14 protein-coding genes and 1 pseudogene are annotated in these 17,870 nt (G+C 66.1%); 9 read left to right on the forward strand and 6 right to left on the reverse strand.

What is annotated here, in order from left to right; genetic code table 11:
• Nucleotides 1–351: 351 nt before the first annotated feature.
• The 3 genes and pseudogenes from LJ657_RS03655 to LJ657_RS03665 all read right to left on the reverse strand — a co-directional run.
• Nucleotides 352–819, reverse strand: a pseudogene (locus LJ657_RS03655) (NAD-dependent malic enzyme); the annotation flags it as partial.
• An 85-nt stretch (nucleotides 820–904) separates the two neighbouring features.
• Nucleotides 905–2,248 carry a cation:dicarboxylate symporter family transporter gene (locus tag LJ657_RS03660; RefSeq protein WP_232646707.1) on the reverse strand — a complete coding sequence of 448 codons (1,344 nt, stop codon included), beginning with the start codon at nucleotides 2,246–2,248 and terminating at the stop codon, nucleotides 905–907.
• 165 nt (nucleotides 2,249–2,413) lie between these two features.
• A complete protein-coding gene (locus LJ657_RS03665; protein WP_308117005.1) occupies nucleotides 2,414–3,580 on the reverse strand; it encodes a mandelate racemase/muconate lactonizing enzyme family protein in 1,167 nt (388 codons plus the stop codon).
• 109 nt (nucleotides 3,581–3,689) lie between these two features.
• Between LJ657_RS03665 and LJ657_RS03670 the strand changes: the two genes are divergently transcribed.
• Nucleotides 3,690–4,373, forward strand: coding sequence for a GntR family transcriptional regulator (locus LJ657_RS03670; RefSeq protein ID WP_232646709.1), 684 nt, complete (start codon nucleotides 3,690–3,692; stop codon nucleotides 4,371–4,373).
• Nucleotides 4,374–4,621: 248 nt separating this feature from the next.
• Here the strand turns inward: LJ657_RS03670 and LJ657_RS03680 are convergent, their stop codons facing one another.
• The gene (locus LJ657_RS03680; RefSeq protein WP_232646710.1) at nucleotides 4,622–5,587 is read right to left on the reverse strand and encodes a tyrosine-type recombinase/integrase; all 966 of its coding nucleotides are present in this window, start codon (nucleotides 5,585–5,587) and stop codon (nucleotides 4,622–4,624) included.
• A gap of 549 nt (nucleotides 5,588–6,136) precedes the next feature.
• Between LJ657_RS03680 and LJ657_RS03685 the strand changes: the two genes are divergently transcribed.
• The 3 genes from LJ657_RS03685 (at nucleotide 6,137) to LJ657_RS03695 (ending at nucleotide 10,567) form a co-directional block, all read left to right on the forward strand.
• Nucleotides 6,137–6,355, forward strand: coding sequence for a helix-turn-helix domain-containing protein (locus LJ657_RS03685; RefSeq protein ID WP_232646711.1), 219 nt, complete (start codon nucleotides 6,137–6,139; stop codon nucleotides 6,353–6,355).
• Between the two features lie 399 nt (nucleotides 6,356–6,754).
• The gene (locus LJ657_RS03690; protein WP_232646712.1) at nucleotides 6,755–8,641 is read left to right on the forward strand and encodes an ATP-dependent nuclease; all 1,887 of its coding nucleotides are present in this window, start codon (nucleotides 6,755–6,757) and stop codon (nucleotides 8,639–8,641) included.
• A 3-nt stretch (nucleotides 8,642–8,644) separates the two neighbouring features.
• On the forward strand, nucleotides 8,645–10,567 hold the full coding sequence (locus LJ657_RS03695; RefSeq protein ID WP_232646713.1) for a UvrD-helicase domain-containing protein: 1,923 nt from the start codon (nucleotides 8,645–8,647) through the stop codon (nucleotides 10,565–10,567).
• Here LJ657_RS03695 and LJ657_RS03700 read toward each other — a convergent pair.
• Nucleotides 10,564–10,701 carry a hypothetical protein gene (locus tag LJ657_RS03700; RefSeq protein WP_232646714.1) on the reverse strand — a complete coding sequence of 46 codons (138 nt, stop codon included), beginning with the start codon at nucleotides 10,699–10,701 and terminating at the stop codon, nucleotides 10,564–10,566. The genes LJ657_RS03695 and LJ657_RS03700 overlap by 4 nt on opposite strands.
• A gap of 317 nt (nucleotides 10,702–11,018) precedes the next feature.
• Between LJ657_RS03700 and LJ657_RS03705 the strand changes: the two genes are divergently transcribed.
• The 3 genes from LJ657_RS03705 to LJ657_RS03715 are packed head-to-tail and all read left to right on the forward strand — an operon-like array spanning nucleotide 11,019 to nucleotide 14,273.
• Nucleotides 11,019–11,456 (forward strand): hypothetical protein, encoded by a 438-nt coding sequence (locus LJ657_RS03705; protein WP_232646715.1) that lies wholly within the window; start codon nucleotides 11,019–11,021, stop codon nucleotides 11,454–11,456.
• A gap of 1 nt (nucleotide 11,457) precedes the next feature.
• Nucleotides 11,458–13,506, forward strand: a complete 2,049-nt coding sequence (locus LJ657_RS03710) for a hypothetical protein (protein ID WP_232646716.1) — start codon at nucleotides 11,458–11,460, stop codon at nucleotides 13,504–13,506.
• The gene (locus LJ657_RS03715) at nucleotides 13,503–14,273 is read left to right on the forward strand and encodes a hypothetical protein (protein WP_232646717.1); all 771 of its coding nucleotides are present in this window, start codon (nucleotides 13,503–13,505) and stop codon (nucleotides 14,271–14,273) included. The genes LJ657_RS03710 and LJ657_RS03715 overlap by 4 nt, the downstream gene beginning before the upstream one ends.
• Before the next feature lie 412 nt (nucleotides 14,274–14,685).
• On the opposite strand, the gene LJ657_RS03720 is transcribed toward LJ657_RS03715, so the two are convergent.
• Nucleotides 14,686–15,231 (reverse strand): IS1096 element passenger TnpR family protein, encoded by a 546-nt coding sequence (locus tag LJ657_RS03720; protein WP_232646718.1) that lies wholly within the window; start codon nucleotides 15,229–15,231, stop codon nucleotides 14,686–14,688.
• 439 nt (nucleotides 15,232–15,670) lie between these two features.
• Here LJ657_RS03720 and LJ657_RS03725 point away from each other — a divergent pair, with 439 nt between their 5' ends.
• Entirely contained in the window at nucleotides 15,671–16,867 is a 1,197-nt protein-coding gene (locus tag LJ657_RS03725; RefSeq protein ID WP_232646719.1) for a helix-turn-helix domain-containing protein, read from the forward strand.
• A 37-nt stretch (nucleotides 16,868–16,904) separates the two neighbouring features.
• Nucleotides 16,905–17,564: a PIN domain-containing protein gene (locus LJ657_RS03730; RefSeq protein ID WP_232646720.1), complete on the forward strand. Its 660-nt coding sequence runs from the start codon at nucleotides 16,905–16,907 to the stop codon at nucleotides 17,562–17,564.
• Nucleotides 17,565–17,870: the final 306 nt, after the last annotated feature.

Below are 17,870 nucleotides of genomic sequence, written 5' to 3' on the forward strand. Positions count from 1 at the left end.
CGGTGCTCCTCGTCGAGCCGACGGCGTTGCGGTGATATGGGTACGTTAAGAGATACCTTCGTACCCAGTCAATTACCGTGACGAGTCTGACCTCCCGTGATTCACCTGCACGGGTTCCCCCGTTTGGCCTCTGCGGACAGATCGCCCGACGGCGGGAAGCCGCGAGGGCCAAGGCCGGCGAGGCGTGTCGGCGGGTGGCGCCTCGCGCGAGCTCCTCAATGCCGCCGCCCGGTCGAGGGCGGCCGCCGAACGGGTGCAGGCGAGGTGACAGCCGGCACAAGGCCGGGTTCCGAGACGACGTCCCGGGCGGCCGTCCGGCCGATGAGTACCGGGCCCGGGCATGTCGTCGTGGCCCAGCACGGCCGAGCCGTCCGTCACGACCCGCAACGGAGGTGCGCTTGATGGTGAGACGGCGGGTGTCCTCGGGGGTTCTCGGCGATCGCCGTACAGACGCGGGCCACGCCCCGGCGTGTAGACCATGGAGAGGTCGTCACGGTTGCGGATGGGGTGGACGCTGTCTCGATCATGCCGCCGAGGTGCATCAGGAACGTACGGTCGGAGACCTTGCCGAGCGTGAACGCTCCCGATGTCGCGCAGCTGTTCGACGATCTCGCGGCGTGCAGGTGGAGGTGGCGGCGATGGTGACGTCGATGCCGAGACGGTCGGCGTCGGATGAGACGACGTCGAGGGTGGTGACCGAACTGCCTGGCGCCTCCAGAGTGGCCGTCAGCTGAAGGACCGCGTTGCCTGCCGCGGGACTTCGAGGCGGATGGCCATCGAGTAGGCGACGCCGGGCGTGCGCACTGGAAGGGTCCTCATCCGTCCTGGTGTGCGGCGGCCTGGAGGGTGCCGCCGGTGGGTGACGTGTACGCCGTCGAGGGGTGACTGCATTCGATGGGTACGGCTACTTGTCGGCGCCGACCTTGGTGGTGTCCGACTGGGCCTGCGGCGCCGTGGTGGTGCGGGAGTGCAGGACCTTGCGGGCCTGTTCGGTGTCGAAGTCGTTCTCCCACTTGCCGATCACGATGGCGGCGACGGCGTTGCCGAGGACGTTGATGAAGACGCGGCCCTCGTTGAGGATGCGGTCGATGCCGACGATCAGGGAGAGGGCGGCGAGCGGGATGTGGCCGACCGCGGTGACGGTGCTGGCGAGGACGATGAACGCGCCGCCCGCGATCCCGGCGGTGCCCTTGCTGGTGAGCATCATGACGCCGACCATGATCAGCTGCTGCTGCCAGGACAGGTCGATGCCCATGGCCTGGGCCAGGAAGAGGGAGGCCATCGTGAGGTAGACCGCGGAGCCGTCCAGGTTGAAGGAGAACCCGGAGGGGATGACGATGCCGACCACGGGCCGGCCGATGCCGAGGATCTCCAGTTTGCGTACCAGCTGGGGCAGTACGGCCTCGCTGGAACAGGTGCTGAGGGCGACGAGCAGTTCGGCCTTGAGGAAGCGGATGAGGCCGAACAGGCTCAGGCGGCAGGCCCGCATGATGGCGCCGAGGACGACCAGGACGTAGACGACGCAGGTCGCGGTGAACAGGATGATGAGGTAGCCGAGCTGTTTGAGGCTCTCGGCGCCGTAGGTGGCGACCACGGTGGCCAGGGCGCCGAAGGTGCCCAAGGGTGCGAGCCGCATCACCCAGCCCACGATGCGGAAGACGACGTCCGACAGCGCCTTGATGCCGCGGGTCAGCGGTGCCCCTTCCTCGCCGGCCATGTTCAGGGCCGCACCGAAGACGATCGAGACCATCAGCGCGGCCAGGATCGCGTCCCCGGTGATCGCGCCCAGCAGGGAGGCGGGGATGAGGGAGGAGACGAAGCCGGTGAAGGTGGCGTGCTCGGTGGCGGCCTTGGGCACCTCCTCGGCGTTCAGTGACGAGGGGTCGACGTGCAGGCCGGAGCCGGGCTGGAAGATGTTGGCGACGACCAGCCCGATCAGCATGGACACCAGGGACAGCACCAGGAAGTAGCCGATCGCCTTCACACCGATCCGGCCCGCCTTGCGCAGGTTGTCCATGGAGGCGATGCCGGTGGTCACCACGCAGAAGACGACCGGGATCACGATCATCTTGACCAGCGCGATGAACCAGTCGTTGAGCGGCTTCAGATCCTCACCCAGCCCGGGCGCGAGGATGCCGACGGCGATGCCGAGGACGGCGGCCAGTACGACCTGGAACCACAGCTCCCGTATGAGACGGCTCAGCCGTGACCGCTGCGGGCGGCCGGCGACGGTGGTGGTGCTTGTCATCGTTGGTGCTCCTTTGCACGACGATCGGGTGTAGCCCTGTCCCGTGGGGGTTCGGGGGACGCGACACGGCCCGGGCGTCCCCGCTCTCGTGTGTGGCGCCCGTATCTGGCGGCGTCGGCCGACGGCGCCCGCCCGGTGGCGGGCGCGTCCGCGGTGGGGTGGCGGTCAGCTGTGCAGGGCGCGCAGCACCTTGTAGAAGGCGGCCTTGCTTTCGAAGCCGATGCCGGGGGTGTCGGTCAGGCCGACGCGGCTCTTCTCGACGACGGCGTCGTCGGCGAAGCCGCCGGTGGGCTGGAACTCGCCCGGGTAGGACTCGTTGCCGCCGAGCTTGAGGGCGGCTGCGATGTGCAGGGAGAACTGGTGCCCGCCGTGCGGGATGCAGCGGCGCGATGACCAGCCGTGCTGACGGAGCATGTCCTGGATGCGCAGGTACTCCACCAGACCGTAGGAGAGCGCGGGGTCGACCTGGATGGTGTCGCGGTCGGGGCGCAGGCCGCCGTAGCGGATCAGGTTGCGGGCGTCCTGGAGGGAGAAGAGGTTCTCGCCGGTGGCGATGGGGCCGGTGTAGTGCTCGGCGACGGTGGCGTTGAGGTGGTAGTCGAGCGGGTCGCCGATCTCCTCGTACCAGAACAGCCTGTAGGGCTCGATGGCCCGCCCGTACTCCAGGGCCGTGTTGAGGTCGAAGCGGCCGTTGACGTCGACGGCCAGCCGGGAGCCGTCGCCGTCCAGGACGTCGATGACGGCCTCGATACGGCGCAGGTCCTCCGCCAGGTCGGCGCCGCCGATCTTCATCTTGACGACGTCGTAGCCCAGGTCGAGGAAGCCGCGCATCTCGTCCTGGAGGTCGGTGAGGGTCTTGCCCGGGGCGTAGTAGCCGCCGGCGGCGTAGACGAAGACGGAGTCGTCGGGCTGCCCGTCGCCGTAGCGCTCGGACAGATACCGGTACAGCGGCTTGCCCTCGATCTTGGAGGCCAGGTCGAACAGGGCCATGTCCACCACACCGACCGCGACCGAGCGCTCGCCGTGGCCGCCGGGCTTCTCGTTGTTCATCATCACGTCCCACGCCTTGGCGTGGTCCAGGCCGCCCTGCTCGTCCAGCAGGCTGCCGGGCTCGGCCTCCAGGAGGCGGGGCAGGACCCGGCGGCGCAGGATCTCGCCGGCGCTGTAGCGGCCGTTGGAGTTGAAGCCGTAGCCCACCACGGGCTTGCCGTCCCGGATGACGTCGCTCTCGATCGCCACGATCGAACAGTCCATGGAGCTGAAGTCGATCCAGGCGTTGCGGATCGAGGAGCTGATCGGAACGACGCCCTCGTAGACGTTGGTGATCTTCACTGCCAAGCCTCTCTCATATCTTATAAGATGCAACGCCTGTTAGGGTGAGCTGGTCCGCTGCGGGATGTCAAGGGGTGGGGAAGCTCCGGAAAGGAATGGTCAGGGGGCTATGGCAGGACCGAACCTGTTCTTCAGCAAGAGCGACCTCGCCTACGCAGAACTCCGCGATCGGATCCTCTCCGGCACTCTTCCCGCCGGGTCACGGCTCGCCCAGTACGACCTCGCCGAGTCCCTCAACATGAGCATCACGCCCCTGCGCGAGGCCATCCGCCGCCTCAGCAGCGAGGGACTCCTCACCGTCGAAACCCACCGCGACGTCCGGGTCTCCGTCATGAACTCCAACGAGGCCCGCCAGCTGTTCGAGGTCCGCCTGTCCCTGGACCCGACCGCCGCCGAACTCGCCGCCCAGCGACGCACCGACGACGACATCGCCACCATGCAGGCCGCCGTCGACAAGCTCCTCCCCGTCACCCGCCAATGGGGGGAAGAGGCACTCACGGCCCACCGCGCCTTCCACCAGGCGCTGTACCGCGCCTCGCACAACGACGTCCTCATCCGTCTCCTGGACGACCTGTGGGACAAGTCCGACCGCTACCGGCGCCTCGGCCTCGAACTCCCGCCCGGCGACGAACCCCGCACCCGGGACCTACAGGAACACCACCAACTCGTCTCCCTCATCGTGGACGGCCGCGCCGCCGAAGCCGCCCAGCTGATGCGAGGCCACATCACCCACAGCCTCACCGCCACCGCCATCAGCGCCCTCGAAGACCGCGAGGGCCTTCGCGTCACGTGACACGCGGCGACCGGCTCCGTCGGGGTGCATGAGGGGAGAGGACTGGGAGTGCGTGAGCTGGAGCATTTCCTGGCAGCCGTCGACCCCGGCGGCTTCAACCGTGCCTTCGCCCTGCACGTCTCGCAGCCGCGCCTGACGCTTCTCACGGATGTACTCGGCCAGGTCATCGAAGTTGGGTGGAGAAGGGGGTGCGCTTCAGGAGCGTGAGATCTGGGTTTCGGTCCGGCACGACGGCGACCGCGCTGCAATCAACTGCTGCTCTGCTGCATTGAACGGAATGCATCGCCGAACGCGGTCACGCGCAGGCCTTCTGCCACCCTCGGTGGGCGCGCATAGGTGTCCCATGTTTCGGTGAAGCGGGCGTGCCGCGAGAGCGCTTGGACGGTCTTCGGATCATGCTGGCCTGGTCCGCCGAGTGTGGTGGTGTAAAACACCTTGAGATCGTGGAAACGGGTGCCTTCAGGAAGGCCGGCCCATGCAACAACCCGTCGCCACTTCTCGTTGAAGTCACTACTCTGAACAGGCCTTCCGTATCGGTTCGTCACGATGAGGTCTTCGTCCATTGGCTCGACGTGCCGCCGAGCCCGACGCTTGCGCGCGACGGATTGAGTGACGGGTTCCGGCTCGCTGAGGTGAGCCACGTGGGTAGCCAACCGCTCGATCAGGAAATGATCCACAGGCAGTGTCGCGTAACTGGCTTTGGTTTTGAGCGGTACGGCTTTGCCGCGCTGGCGCTGCTCTTGAACGTACAGGAGATCCTCCTGCCAGCCGATGCGCGTTCGTGTCAGGCCCAGAGCCTCGCCGGCACGCAGTCCCGCGCACGCGCCGAGCCACACCAGGACTTCGTAGCGCGGCTCGATCGTCCGCATGGCGAGGGCTGCTGCGGCCACCTGCTCGGGGGTGAGGGCGTCCCCACTGCCGTCGCTGATCTCGGGAAGCTCGATGCGGGACACGATGTTTGCAGGCAGCGGAATGTCTTCGTCCATCATGTAGTGGATGAGAATGCGCCAGGTTTTGAAAATCTGGACAATTGTGCGAGGGGATCTGAGGTTGGGTTTTTCTAGCAGATGATCCACGAAGGCCATCGAGTCGCTACGCCGTAGCGATGTCGGTATGCGATTGCCTGCGAACGGCAGGATGTGATTGTGAAGATGACTCTCGTACGTATTGATCGTATTCGCTCTCTTTTCCTTCTTCCGCTTTCGGTCGATCATCTGCGCGCCGAAGAAGGCTACTCGCGCACTGTGTGCTGCTTGGTTCCCTCTCATCATGGACGCAGCCTCGGAGGTCAGCTCGGCGAGGCGGTCGAGGGCTTCCTGCCATGTATCGAACGACTCTCTGCGCTCTTTTCCGAGGTGATCGACGTGGCGAGTCTGCCAGCGGAGTCCCCGTCCGTGATCTGCTGACGGGTAAAGGGGGCGGTTTTTGGTCCCGCACTTACAGGGGGTATCACCCCGGTCGGGTTTCGGATATGACTTGTGCCATCGGTCGAATGGCAAAATCGGTCTGGCCATATGTTCTCGTTCGTTGCTTGTGGGCTAGCGACCTCGCTGCCGCGCCGTGGGCTATCCGTTTGCCGGGCAGGTCGTACGAGTGATTGGTTTTCGTAGCCGCCGGGCTGTTCGTGTGTGCTCACGTGCAGGATTTCCAGCCCAGAGCCTGATTATGCACAGCTGTTCATGGCCTGAGGGAAGTCGTACCGGTCGAGTCGCTGTGTGCCAGCACGCGAACCGTCACCGGACCCCCGACTCCTGTCCCTCGGTATGCAGATCCGACGGCTCCGGGAAGAGCGGGGCTACAGCTTGGAAGAACTCGCAGAGCGCAGTGGAATGAGCTTTCGCGGCCTCATCTACATTGAGCACGGCCAGCGCAGCCCCAGTGTGCTCACGCTCTTGGATATTGCAGCTGGACTCGACGTGCAGCCAGGGGAACTCGTTAACCACATCACACGGGAAGAATCCGGAAAATCCGAGCCCCGGTAATGCGGGTCGGCGATCAAACGATCGTGTTTTTTTCCAAGGCTGTGATGAGTCCGTAGGATCTGCTGATCGGGCCCCACGCAGGAGGTGTGCACGAACCCGTAGACGCGCTCACTCCGCGCGGTGTCGACGCGCCTTGTGCGTAGGAGGTGCCCTGCTGTGGCACCTACCGGTCGTGAGGGTCCATCTCCCCCTTCCGGCTGTGCCGCAATGACGGTCGCGCACTGCTGTCTGGAGTTGGCGACCTAACGTGTCCATTTCCAGTCATGGGGACGGATTCGTCTAACGAGGCACCAGTGTCGCGATGAATCGTATGATGCGTCAGAACCGCATGCGGGTGGGGCACTTGAGGCGGTTACAACCGCCTGTGTCGTCGAGGGCGCGGGCCTCATCGCTCGGGGGATGTCGGTGTACCTTGCCTGTCTGTATGCGGAGAACTTCCGGATCTTCGGCGCGGTGCCGCAGAAGGAAGGCGACAAGGACGCCAGCCTGAGCCTGGACTTCGGTCCCGCCACGAACGTCCTGGTCGGCGAGAACGACAGCGGCAAGACGGCCATCATCGACGCGATCCGCCTGTGCCTGCTGACGACCGCCGCTGACTTCTACCGCATCACACGCGACGACTTCCACGTCGGACCGGACGGCCGCGCGGGCACCTTCAAGATCACCTGCGGGTTCAAGGACCTCACGACGGCGGAGCAAGCCGTCTTCCTTGAGTTGCTGACCACGGACGATGAGGGCAACGTCGCCCTCTACGTCACCGTCAAGGCGGAGTTGATGGACCCGCTGCGGCCCCACCGCGTCGCGGTGACCACGCGCACCGGCCGCGATGGGCAGGGGCCGGCCCTGGACGGTGCCGCGCGTGAACTGCTGAAAGCCACCTACCTGCGTCCGTTGCGGGATGCCGAGGCGGAGCTGCGCTCCGGGCGGGGATCGCGGCTGTCGCAAATCCTGGCCGGTTACCCGGCCATGCGCGAGCAAGGTGAAGATGACTTCGATGAGGAGAGCGGCAGCGCCTCCACCCTGGTCGGCATCCTGCGCCGCGCGGAACGGCACATCAGCGACAACAAGGCCGTCAAGACGGCCCGGGACGACATCAACACCGGTTACCTGCAGAAGTTCTCCATCGGCTCCGACATCCTGCGCGGCGAGATCGGCGTCGCAGGTGACGCCACGCTCGCCCGCGCGCTGGAGCGGCTGGAGCTCACGCTGTTCGCGGGTACAGGGGAGTGGACCCGGCATGGTCTGGGTTACAACAATGCCCTGTTCATGGCGGCCGAACTGCTCCTGCTCGGTAACAGCGCCTTCGCGCCCCTGCTGCTGATCGAGGAACCCGAAGCCCACCTCCACCCGCAGCTCCAGACCCGCATCATGGACCTCCTGCGGGATCGTGCCGAGACCGCGAACACAGCGGAGACGCCGCCGGTCCAGGTCATCCTCACTACCCACAGCCCCAACCTGGCCTCGGCCATTCCGGTCGAACACCTCACCCTCGTCGCCCGCGGATCCACCTTCCGCCTGGCACCGGGCCTGACCCAGCTCGATGAGGGCGACTACGCCTTCCTCACCCGCTTCCTCGACGTGACCAAGGCCAACCTGTTCTTCGCCCGCAGCGTTGCCATCGTCGAAGGCGACGCCGAAGCCATCGTCCTGCCCGCCCTCGCACAGGCGGTCGGCCGGTCCTTCAGCGAATGCGGCGTCAGCGTCGTCAACGTCGGCGGCGTCGGTCTCTTCCGCTACAGCCGGATCTTCCAGCGCGACGGCGAGCAGATACCGGTCGCCGTCGCCTGCATCCGGGACCGGGACTTGGTTCCCGCCGGTACCTCCGCGGAGATGCGCAAGAAGCTGAAGTGCTCGGCGGAGATGACCAAGCAGCAGATCGACGAGCACGTCGCCGCGCTGACGGCCGAGGACAGCGGCCATGTACGCACCTTCGTCTCCGACCACTGGACGTTGGAGTACGACCTGGCCGCCGCCTCCTGGACCATGGCGACCCTGATGCACCAGGCCGTTCGTGCCGCTGTCGTCTCCAAGACCACCTGGCCCACCGCGGACAGACTCGCCGACCTGGACCGCTTGGCGCAGGAGGAGGTCAAAAAGTGGCGCGAGGGCAACGTTCCCCTGGAAAAGGCGGCCCTGGACATTTACGAGCCGCTGCGCATGGGCCGGGGCAGTAAGCCGATCGCCGCCCACCACGCGGCCAGGCTCCTGCAGACCACCTCCGTGACCGAGGACGATCTGCCGCCCTACCTCGTAGCCGCCTTCACGTACCTGTGCAGCGAGGTCTGAGCCATGACGAACCTCTACGCGCCGGACGCCTTCATCAAGGACAAGGTCGAGGCCCTTGCCCAGCAACTCGGCCTCGACCTGCCGCACCAGGAACAGTGGAACTTCATCCAGAGCGCGGAATCCCTGGACCTTCAGGCGGCTCCCGGCTCGGGCAAGACCAGCCTGATCGGTCTCAAGCTCGCCCTCCTGGGCCAGGCCTGGGCCTCTCCCACACGCGGCATCTGCGTCCTGTCTCACACCAACACGGCCAAGGACGAGATCACCCACCGCCTCACGGCCACACCGGCGGGACGCCGCCTGCTGCAGTACCCGCACTTCATCGGCACGATCCAGGCCTTCACCAACACCTTCCTCGCCCTGCCGGCCCTACGGTCCCGGGGCATCGAAGTCCAGACCGTCGACGACCAAGCCTATGCGGACGAGGCCCTCCGGCTGCTCGAACGCCATCCCCGGTTCCGGAAACTCAACACCGCACTCGGGCACCGCACGAACGGCCCCGCACTCGTCGCTGAGGCCCGCTACGTCTGCGACGCCGGAGACCTGGTCGCGACAGGACCTGACGGCACCCCGCCCTTCAAAGCATCCAGCGACAGCGGCCAACAGTTCGCCGCGCTCAAGGAAGTGCTCACCGAGCGAGGCGTCTTCCGCTACCACGACATGTTCGCCCTCGCCGAGCACCACCTCTTCCAGCACCCCCAGCTCGCGCTGGCCGCCGCCCACCGCTTCCCCTTCGTCCTCCTGGACGAAATGCAGGACACCAGCGACCTCCAGCAACGCCTGCTCGACAAGGTCTTCGGCCCGCCGGGCGCGGTCGTTCAGCGCGTGGGTGACGTCAACCAGCGCATCTTCGCCGACGCACCGGATGCCGCCCAGCCCTCGTCGTTCCCCCTGCCGCAGGCCGCTCAACTGCCCGTCAGCCGCCGGTTCGGCAGCAAGATCGCAGCACTCGCCAGCGATCTCACGGTCCACCGCCGCCAACGCATCGACGGCGCCGGCCATGAGGGGACCGTGGCCCTCCTGGTCTTCGACGACGACACCGTCGCCGAGGTCGTACCGGCCTTCGAACGGATGGCAGCCGCCACGGTCCCCCGCCAGTTGCTGCTGGACAACCCGCCCCGCGTCCTGGGCGCCCGCCTCACGCGGGGAAGCGCCAAGGCCTTTCCGCAGTCCCTCTCCTGCTACGTACCCGGCTTCACCAGCACGCCGGTCCAGACAACCGGCAGTCTCATCACGACGACACGCGCCGCCCAGGCCCAGCGGCAATCCGGCGACAACCACGCAGCGATCACACTCCTGTGGAACGCAATCCGTGACGTAGCCCGACTCGCCAGTTCCGGCGGCCTGCCCCCGCTGAGGCGACTGGACCGGGACCCGGCCACCGCCGGAGGCAGGGCACGCCTGCTCCTGCACGATCTGCTGACGAGCCCCCTCGACAGCCACGTCGAATGGGCGGTCCTCACCGCCCGGCTTCTGCGGCTGCTGCCCGACCTGACCCAGAGCCCCCTGAAGGGTGTCGCCCGTCTCGCAGATCCCCTCGCTCACATCCCCTACATCGCCCAGCCAGTCGCCGTGCTTGAGACGCCGGCTGATGCGGATCAGGGTGTGGTGGCGTCGGTTGCGGGATCGATCCAGAGCGCCAAGGGCGAAACTCATGCGGCCACACTCATCCTCGAATGCCTGGAACGCAGCGGCAAGAAGCACGACGTACACGAGGTCCTCGGACTCCTGAGCCGACAACAGGACGCCTCCAAGGCCCTGCTCACGGTCCAGCGCGCGGCACAACTCGTCTTCGTGGGCGCCACCCGCCCCACTCACCTGCTCGCCTTCGCCGCGCACCGCACACGAGCCGAACCGCATATCGAGGCGATCACGGCCCGCGGCTGGTCCGTCCACGACATCCACTCGCTCAAGGCGATGCCGATCTAGCCACAGGGGGCTCGGGCGTATCCGCAAGGCGCGGGCGCCGGATCCTCCTCGGTGATGCGGGTGGGCAGGGCGCCGCCGGGAACCCGGAGTTCTCGGAGCATCAGAAGCACCTTGGGCGCCTTCAGCTCTGTCATCCTCAGGGGTATATAGAGGGATGAAGGGCTCATACAGGCGTAGTTCAACCTGTTCTGTATTTGCGCCATTCTTGTCGACTGCTGCGGCCCGGTGAGGCAATCCCGGCTGGCCTATGCATTTCGAACTGGTTAACGCTTGCTGGATGAGACCTGGGCCTGCTGGTGGACAGGCCAGCAGTATCCGGCCATTGGGTATGACGCGGTGTTTGACTGTGCAAAGTCGGATTTCAGACGCTTCCGCGAGCTTTGGTTGCTGTCGGTCCGGTACGTCTCGCAGGCTGTCCCAGGCCTACTCCAGGCGTGAAGATCGGGGGATCATGAGCCAAGAGCTGGACGTGATGGTGCTGGCCACGCACGGGGCGCAGGTGCTCATCACAGAGATGCTCACCGGCGGCTGGCAGCTGCTGCGCGAGAAGATTGCGCGTTTCCTGCGCAGGGACGGCCAGGAGAGGTCAAGCCGTCAGCTGGAGATGCTGGACGAGATCGAGCGAAGCCTGCCTGAGGCGTCCGAAGCAGACCGGGAAGCGATCCAGGAACGTCTGGTGCGGCAGTTTGCCGCCTACCTCGACCGCTTCCCCGAGATGGCCGACGAACTGCGTGAGCTGCTGCCGACCCAGGACGAAGCCTCTTCACCTGCGTCCACGATGGCCGCGTACAACAACACGAACAGCCAGATCCTGCAGTCCCTCGGCGACATCGATGCTGGAGACGGAGGCATCAACTACGGCGTTCCCTCAAGGAAGGGGGAGCGCTGAGGTGACCGTTGCCGCTGCGAGCGTCGAGAGAAACGGTGGCGTGCCCGCTCACCAGCTCAGCGCCGCCGATATCTCGGACTCCGTCCTGTACATGGCCGGGCGGGACATCAACCTCCACACGCGTCAGACGTTGAGCACGGTCCCCGTGACCCGCGATGAGCTGGCAGCAGTCAGGCGTGCCTGGGCGAAGCGTGACCGGCAGGGGGACCTTCTGACGACGGCTCCCGCGGTGCTGGAGTTCCTGAAGCAGGAGGAACCGGTCGTGGTGATTGCCGGAGCACGCGGCATGGGTAAGACCGCTGCTGCGGTCAAGGCGCTCAGTGATTACGGCCGTGACCACGTCGGCGAGCAGGCGGAGGCGCCGTGGGTCCTGGAGCACGTCCTGCCGGACTGGGAGCAGCCAGGTGAGGGGCTTTTGCCGTCCAAGCGCTGCCGCGGCTACATCCTCGACGTCTCCGAGGAGATCGACGGGTGGGCTGACCCCGTGGCCGTGGCCAAGAAGATCGTCGCTCACGGCGACGCTCTGGTGAAAAAGGGCTCGCGCCTGATTGTCATCGCCAGCCAGGACGGTTGGCCCGCCAGTCAGACCCCGGGGCTTGGCCGCATCGTTGTCCGTGCCACGGCCGCGCCGTCGGGCAGGGAGATCGTTCAGACCCATCTCGCCCGTCTGTACCCGTCGGTGGCTGAGCGGGCCTGGCTGACGGCAAACGCTGACGACCAGGGCCACGTTCTGACCGACCTGTTGGGCGTCGATATGTATCCAAGCGACGCTGCGGCCCTGGCGTTGGAACTGAGCAGAATCGACGACTCTCCCCATGCGGTGGAGACGGCGCGTGCCGCCGCCACACACTGGCGGGACGTCGTCAAGAAGGTGTTCACCGCCACTCGCGAGAACGCAGATGACCGAGCGTTGCTGCTGGCAGCCATCGCGCTCGAAGGCCTCGCGCCGCCCGACGTTCTCGCGGCTTCCCGCCTGCTGCTGAAGGAGAAGACCTCCAAGAGCGTCCGCCAGATCCTGACCGGACCTGACCTGGTGACACGTCTGGAGGAAGTCGAAGCGCGTGTCGCTTCCGGCAAGGTCTCCTTCGCGCACAAGCCTGGATACCCCAACGCAGTTCTCGGCTATGTCTGGCGTCAACTGAGCGACGTGCAGAAACCTCTGCTGGCCTGGGTGAAGCTCCTCACCAAACACGGTGCACTCGGGTTCAGCCGGCTCTCCCAGATCGCTGACCTCCTCGTGCAACTCGCGACCGACGAACAGGATCTCGGCCCACTCGACGTCGCCCGGGCCTGGGCGACGTCCGGAGACCAGGCCGGCCGCGAGGCGGCGGCGTCGATGCTCGCCACGGCCGCGGCCGACCCCACTTTGGGGACCGTGACCCGCGCCAGACTGCGGGACTGGGCCCAGCAGGATGTGGACCCGGCACGGGTTACGGCCGTGGTCTGCCAGGGCAGTTTCGCCGCCATCTATCCCCGTCAGGCGCTCACATGCCTCCGCCACATCATGGGACGCCCCATCGTGGATGAAGCCGTCGCCGACGGTGAGAAGGCCCTGCGGGCCATGGCCGAGGACGACTTTCTGCTGCCACAGGTATGGGAGGCGATCACCGGCTGGATCGAAGGCAAAGCGAAGCCAGCCGGATGCCGGGCCTTTCTCGCGCTCCTCGACCCAAAGGCCGCACCGTCCACCGTCACCCTCCTGCTGAACGACGCCTTGGCGCACCCTGAGACCGCCGACGAACTGGTCACCGGCTGGTGCGCCTGCCTGGCTGATCCCGCCCTGGCCGATCGCTGCGAACGGCTGCTTGAGAAGTGGGCCGAAGCAGTGGCCGACCACGATCTCGCCGACGACGCAGTCGTCCACGTTCTCGACCGAGTCGTCGATGAGCACATGGTCACCGGGCCGATGGCCGCATTCCTGCTCGGCAAGGAAGGCGTCGCCTACAACTCACCCGCCATCATCGCCATGCGCGAACGACTCATGCTTCGCCGCCACGAGCGCCGAAACCACACCCCTCATGCAGGAGACGAGGGGGCTGCCGCCCTATGACGTACCGATCGGCACGATCGCGGCGGCGTGCTCTCAGGCGCGGCATCACCGAGTTCCCCGCCGTCTTGTCGAGCCTGCGCCCAGGCATTCGCTTCACCACGACCATCACCGCTTACCCCGAGGCCGGCCCATCCGGTGCCTACGACCCCGATGCGCTCGCGGACCAGGTCCGCCTCGCCCTGCGGGCAGCGGCAGCGGACGCGGTACGGCACATGGACCCACGGGACCTGCCAGCAGCCCAGGATGCATGTGCGCGAAGCCTGCGGCGATCACGCCGCATCGACACAGAATCCGGTCTTGAGGTGAGAGCCGAGTGCCGTCTCACGCTCGCATCTGACGATGATGAGGCGGTCCGGGCACTGCTTGAGGCCAGCAGGAAGCAGGGCATTCAGGAAGCCCTGACACGCCAACGCAACCGGGCCCTTGTACGCGAACTCGCGCACCCAGCGGGGGTCTTTGCCTGGTGGCTGCAGCAGGCAGCGCAGCCGGCGGCCGGACTGCCGGATCCCCCGAGCGACGAGGTCCTGCGCCAGACAGCCGATCGCCTGCGGAACTACCCCCTTGACGATGAGGAGCCCTTCGAGGCCCAACTGCTCGAAGTTCTGCGGGACTTCCTCACCACCTTCTCCCGCAACGAGCAGAAACGCATGCTGCTCAGCCTCCTCGCCGACGGCATGCGGGCTGCTCGGCAACCCGAACACGCTGTGGCCATCGAAGTCATCGCCGCTCAGAACGGAACGGGATCACGCGGTCCCGGAAGCCCATGACCACGTTGCTGAGGTGGATCCTGGCGCCCCTCACCAGCTGCAGCGCCCTCCGCCTGATGTGGACCAGCCCTGACAAGCCGTCCTTCGACGTCGCTTGGCGGCAAGCACGTATCCGGCGGCACCCGGATGAGGCCCCCTTCCGGCAACACGGTCACGGCACCCCCGGTGCTCGGCGGCCCTCGGCTGCAGACGATCGGCACACTCAGAGCAGGGACTGATGCTGTTCACGCAAGCGGCAATGAAGAGGCCGCTGGCAGCCTCACCGCGTCGAGGTGCCCGAGGAGAGCTGTTCGTCGTCAGATTGCCTGCCGGCGGCCAGCAGATTTCATTTCCCCGCTCGCGGCCACTTCAGCTCCCCACCGTGGCCACTTCCCTTCCCCGCTGGCGGCCACTTCGAGTACGCAGCGTGAGGTCAACCTCGGCGGCGCTCGCCCCACCACGGCAGGATCGGGGGCAGATCGCTGAGCCCGCGGGCCGGCCGCCTCGGCATCGGCGACTCCCCGTCGTCCCCGTCCCAGCGGCGTGCGTACTGGTCCGGGAGGCTGCCCCAGCCCCAGTAGGGAACCGGGAGGTCGGGCACCTCGCCGAGTTCGTCGAGGGGATCGATGCGCTTGTCCGCCACCGTGCACAGGTGGGCCCAGTCATCACCCATGTCGAAGACATAGGCGAACCGCTCGCCGGCCTGCAGCCTGCTCAACTTGGTCGCATGGCCGTCCACGGTGCCGTCCGGGGCCTCGTCGTCCCACCAGTCCAGGGGGCTGACCCGGGCGCCGTCGGACAACGTGAACAGGTGCAGATGGGCCAGATCCCAGCGGCCGAAAGCGAGATCGATGGCCGTGGCGAACTGGGCGAAGGAATGCGAAGGCGCGCCGGCAAAGACCCGGCCGGGGCGAGGCCACAGGTCCGCACCGTGCCCAGAGACCAACTCCACCCGGATGGACAGCCAGGTACGTGCCACGATCAAAACCCCTTCATGCGCCAGATCCACGAGCCAGCACCGAGGCTACTGAGTGTGACTGACCCATAGGGAAACACGCTGCACGTACGCGGGGAATTTCCAACCGGCAGCTGACAAGCTCGGGCGTGGTCTTGCCGAAGGGGCACGCTGCAGTGGCGTCGCGTGGGAGGGCGAGCACCGAATCGGGACCTTGGCCAAGAGGGCAGTCTCCCTTTACGCCGGTCCGGCAGCAGCCGATTGGTTCCTGAGGTTCACACGGCATCGTTGCCGATCTTCACCCGTGGGATGCCACGTGGCGAACCCGTCCGCTGGCCTGCCGGGCTCCTGGCCTCCATCTGTGCTGGCAGCTCCACGGCGAGGACTGTCAGTGGCGAGTGATACACATATCACTCGCCATCGTGAATCAGACGGGTAGAATTGATTCAGAAGGAGGTGCTACGTGGATCTTGAGCTTGTGGGGGAGCGGATCCGCCGTGAGCGTGAACGCGCTGGGTTCAGCCAGCGCGACCTCGCCGCTCGCGCTCACCTCTCCCAGCCAACCTTGACACGCATCGAAAATGGCGCCCGCGCCAACGTGACGCTCGCTGAGCTGGATCGCCTCGCAGTTGCCCTGGACATTCCGGTGCGGCTGTTGACCAGCGGAGATCCTGTACGCAGCAGAGTGCGCATCGCGGCCAGGGTCAACGACGTGGTGACCGAGGAGCGTGAGGAGGCCCTGCGGCACACCCTGGAAGTGCTTGAGCTGGATGCTCGTCTGGACAAGCTAGGGCCCGCGGCCACCCAGCAGCGCAAGCCGGATGGCTTTTTGCCCGTGCCGGATGAGCGCCTGCCGCGGGAGCAGCAGGCGAAGGAACTGGCGCAGTGCGTTCGGGTGGCTCTCAACCTCGGCAGTGCGCCCATCGCTGACGTGGATGAGCTGATCGAGCAACTCACCGGCGTAGACACAGCAGTGCTGCAGCTGCCCAGGACGACGGACGGATTCACCGCCACAGATCCAGAGCGTGAGACCACACTCATCGCTGTGCGTGCCTGCGACGTCCCAGAACGTCAGCGGTTCAGTTTCGCTCACGAGCTTGGGCACCTGCTGTGGAACGACGGTGCCCAAGTGCACGAGCTGGATGACGGGCGAACGCCCGGGGAGCGGCGGTGTGATGCCTTCGCCCGCCACCTCTTGGCGCCGGAGGAAGGAATTAACACATGGCTATCCGCCGCTAGGCTGTCTGAAAAGGGCAGTATAAACGAGCGTACGGTAGCGCTCCTGGCCCGCCACTTCCGAGTCAGCTTCGTCGTGATTCTCATCCAGCTTGAATTGATGTCGCTGATCACGGAAATCCAGAAGAAGGAACTTCGCGGGCCGACCGGCGCCCAGCTGGCGCAGCGGTATGGCTGGGGGCCGGCATACAAGCAAGAACAGCAGGCTGCCGAAGCGGTAAGGGCTCCTCGGCGTATCCTGGAGCGCGCGGTCGAAGCATACCGTCGGAATATGATTGGAGTCCGCGCTCTGGCTATGCTTGAAGGGCGTCGTCCGGAAGAGGTCGAAGCCGGACTCAGGGAAGCTGGCATAGTTCCCAGCCCTCCGAGTCCAAAGCGCGCTAATCTCTCGCGGTTGGTCGCCCGCGGCTTGGCGAAGGACTAGTAGAGTAGTCCAGACGGAGGCGTCGAAGGGGTGGGGCTTGCCCGAGGAGCGGATAGAGGCATCCGGTGAGGACGCTTCACTGGAGCAACAGGAACCGGTCTGCATTCTGGACGCGGTCATCTGCGTGCACTTCGTCGGCGCAAACCTCCAGCGCCTCCTGGTGGACGTCCTGCAGAAGGCCGACCTCGTGCTCCTCGTGCCACAAGAAGTCTGCGACGAAGTCGCACGTAAAGACCGGAAGTACAAGGGGATCAAGCTCAGATGGGCCCGCTTCACGAACAGTGACTGCGTCAGGGTGCTGCCGGCGCTCCAAGCCCAGTCAGCACCCGACCGCGTGGTTGAGGTCTTCGTGGAAGTGCGAGGTCGTCAACTCGAAGATGCCCTGCGGGAGTCGAAGGATCTCGGCGAAGCAGTCGTCGTAGCCCACGGAGTGCACTACCAGGACCAGGGTCACGAGGTCCTGGTCGCCATCGATGACCAGGGCGGCCAGGCCCTCGCGGCAGACCGCGATCTCCAGATCATCACCGTCGAGGATGTTCTGGAAATGGCTGTCGAATTCGGAAAATTCCCCACCGAGGGTGACCTCAAGAAGATCTACGAAAAGCTTCGTAAATTCGGCGACGGGCTGCCACCCTACGGGTACACGTCACTGTCCGTCCGTTTCAAGGAATGGCTGGCCCGTAAGTCGGAGGGGTAGTGGCAGGCCCGGTTCCACTCCGTTACTCGCCTTCATCGCATCAACGAAGCAATTACTCCGTCCCCATTATCTCATGTGTGCGCCGGACAAGTGACAGATGATTGGCTCAACTGAGGGCCAGGGCAATTCGCCCAATGCCTCCCGATTCCGGTGGCGCTCAGCACTCGTGGGAAGCGACCTGCCAGCCCTGTGACCCTCGGTGGGATCCAGGTTGTCAGTGGGCGTCAGTACGATCTCGGGAGACGAGCCACATGCCCTTCGTGATCAAGGAGCATGCGGACGGCCGACACTGCAGTACCGCGTTTC

The sequence above is a fragment of the Streptomyces guryensis genome, from assembly GCF_021261325.1.
Lineage (GTDB): Bacteria > Actinomycetota > Actinomycetes > Streptomycetales > Streptomycetaceae > Streptomyces > Streptomyces guryensis.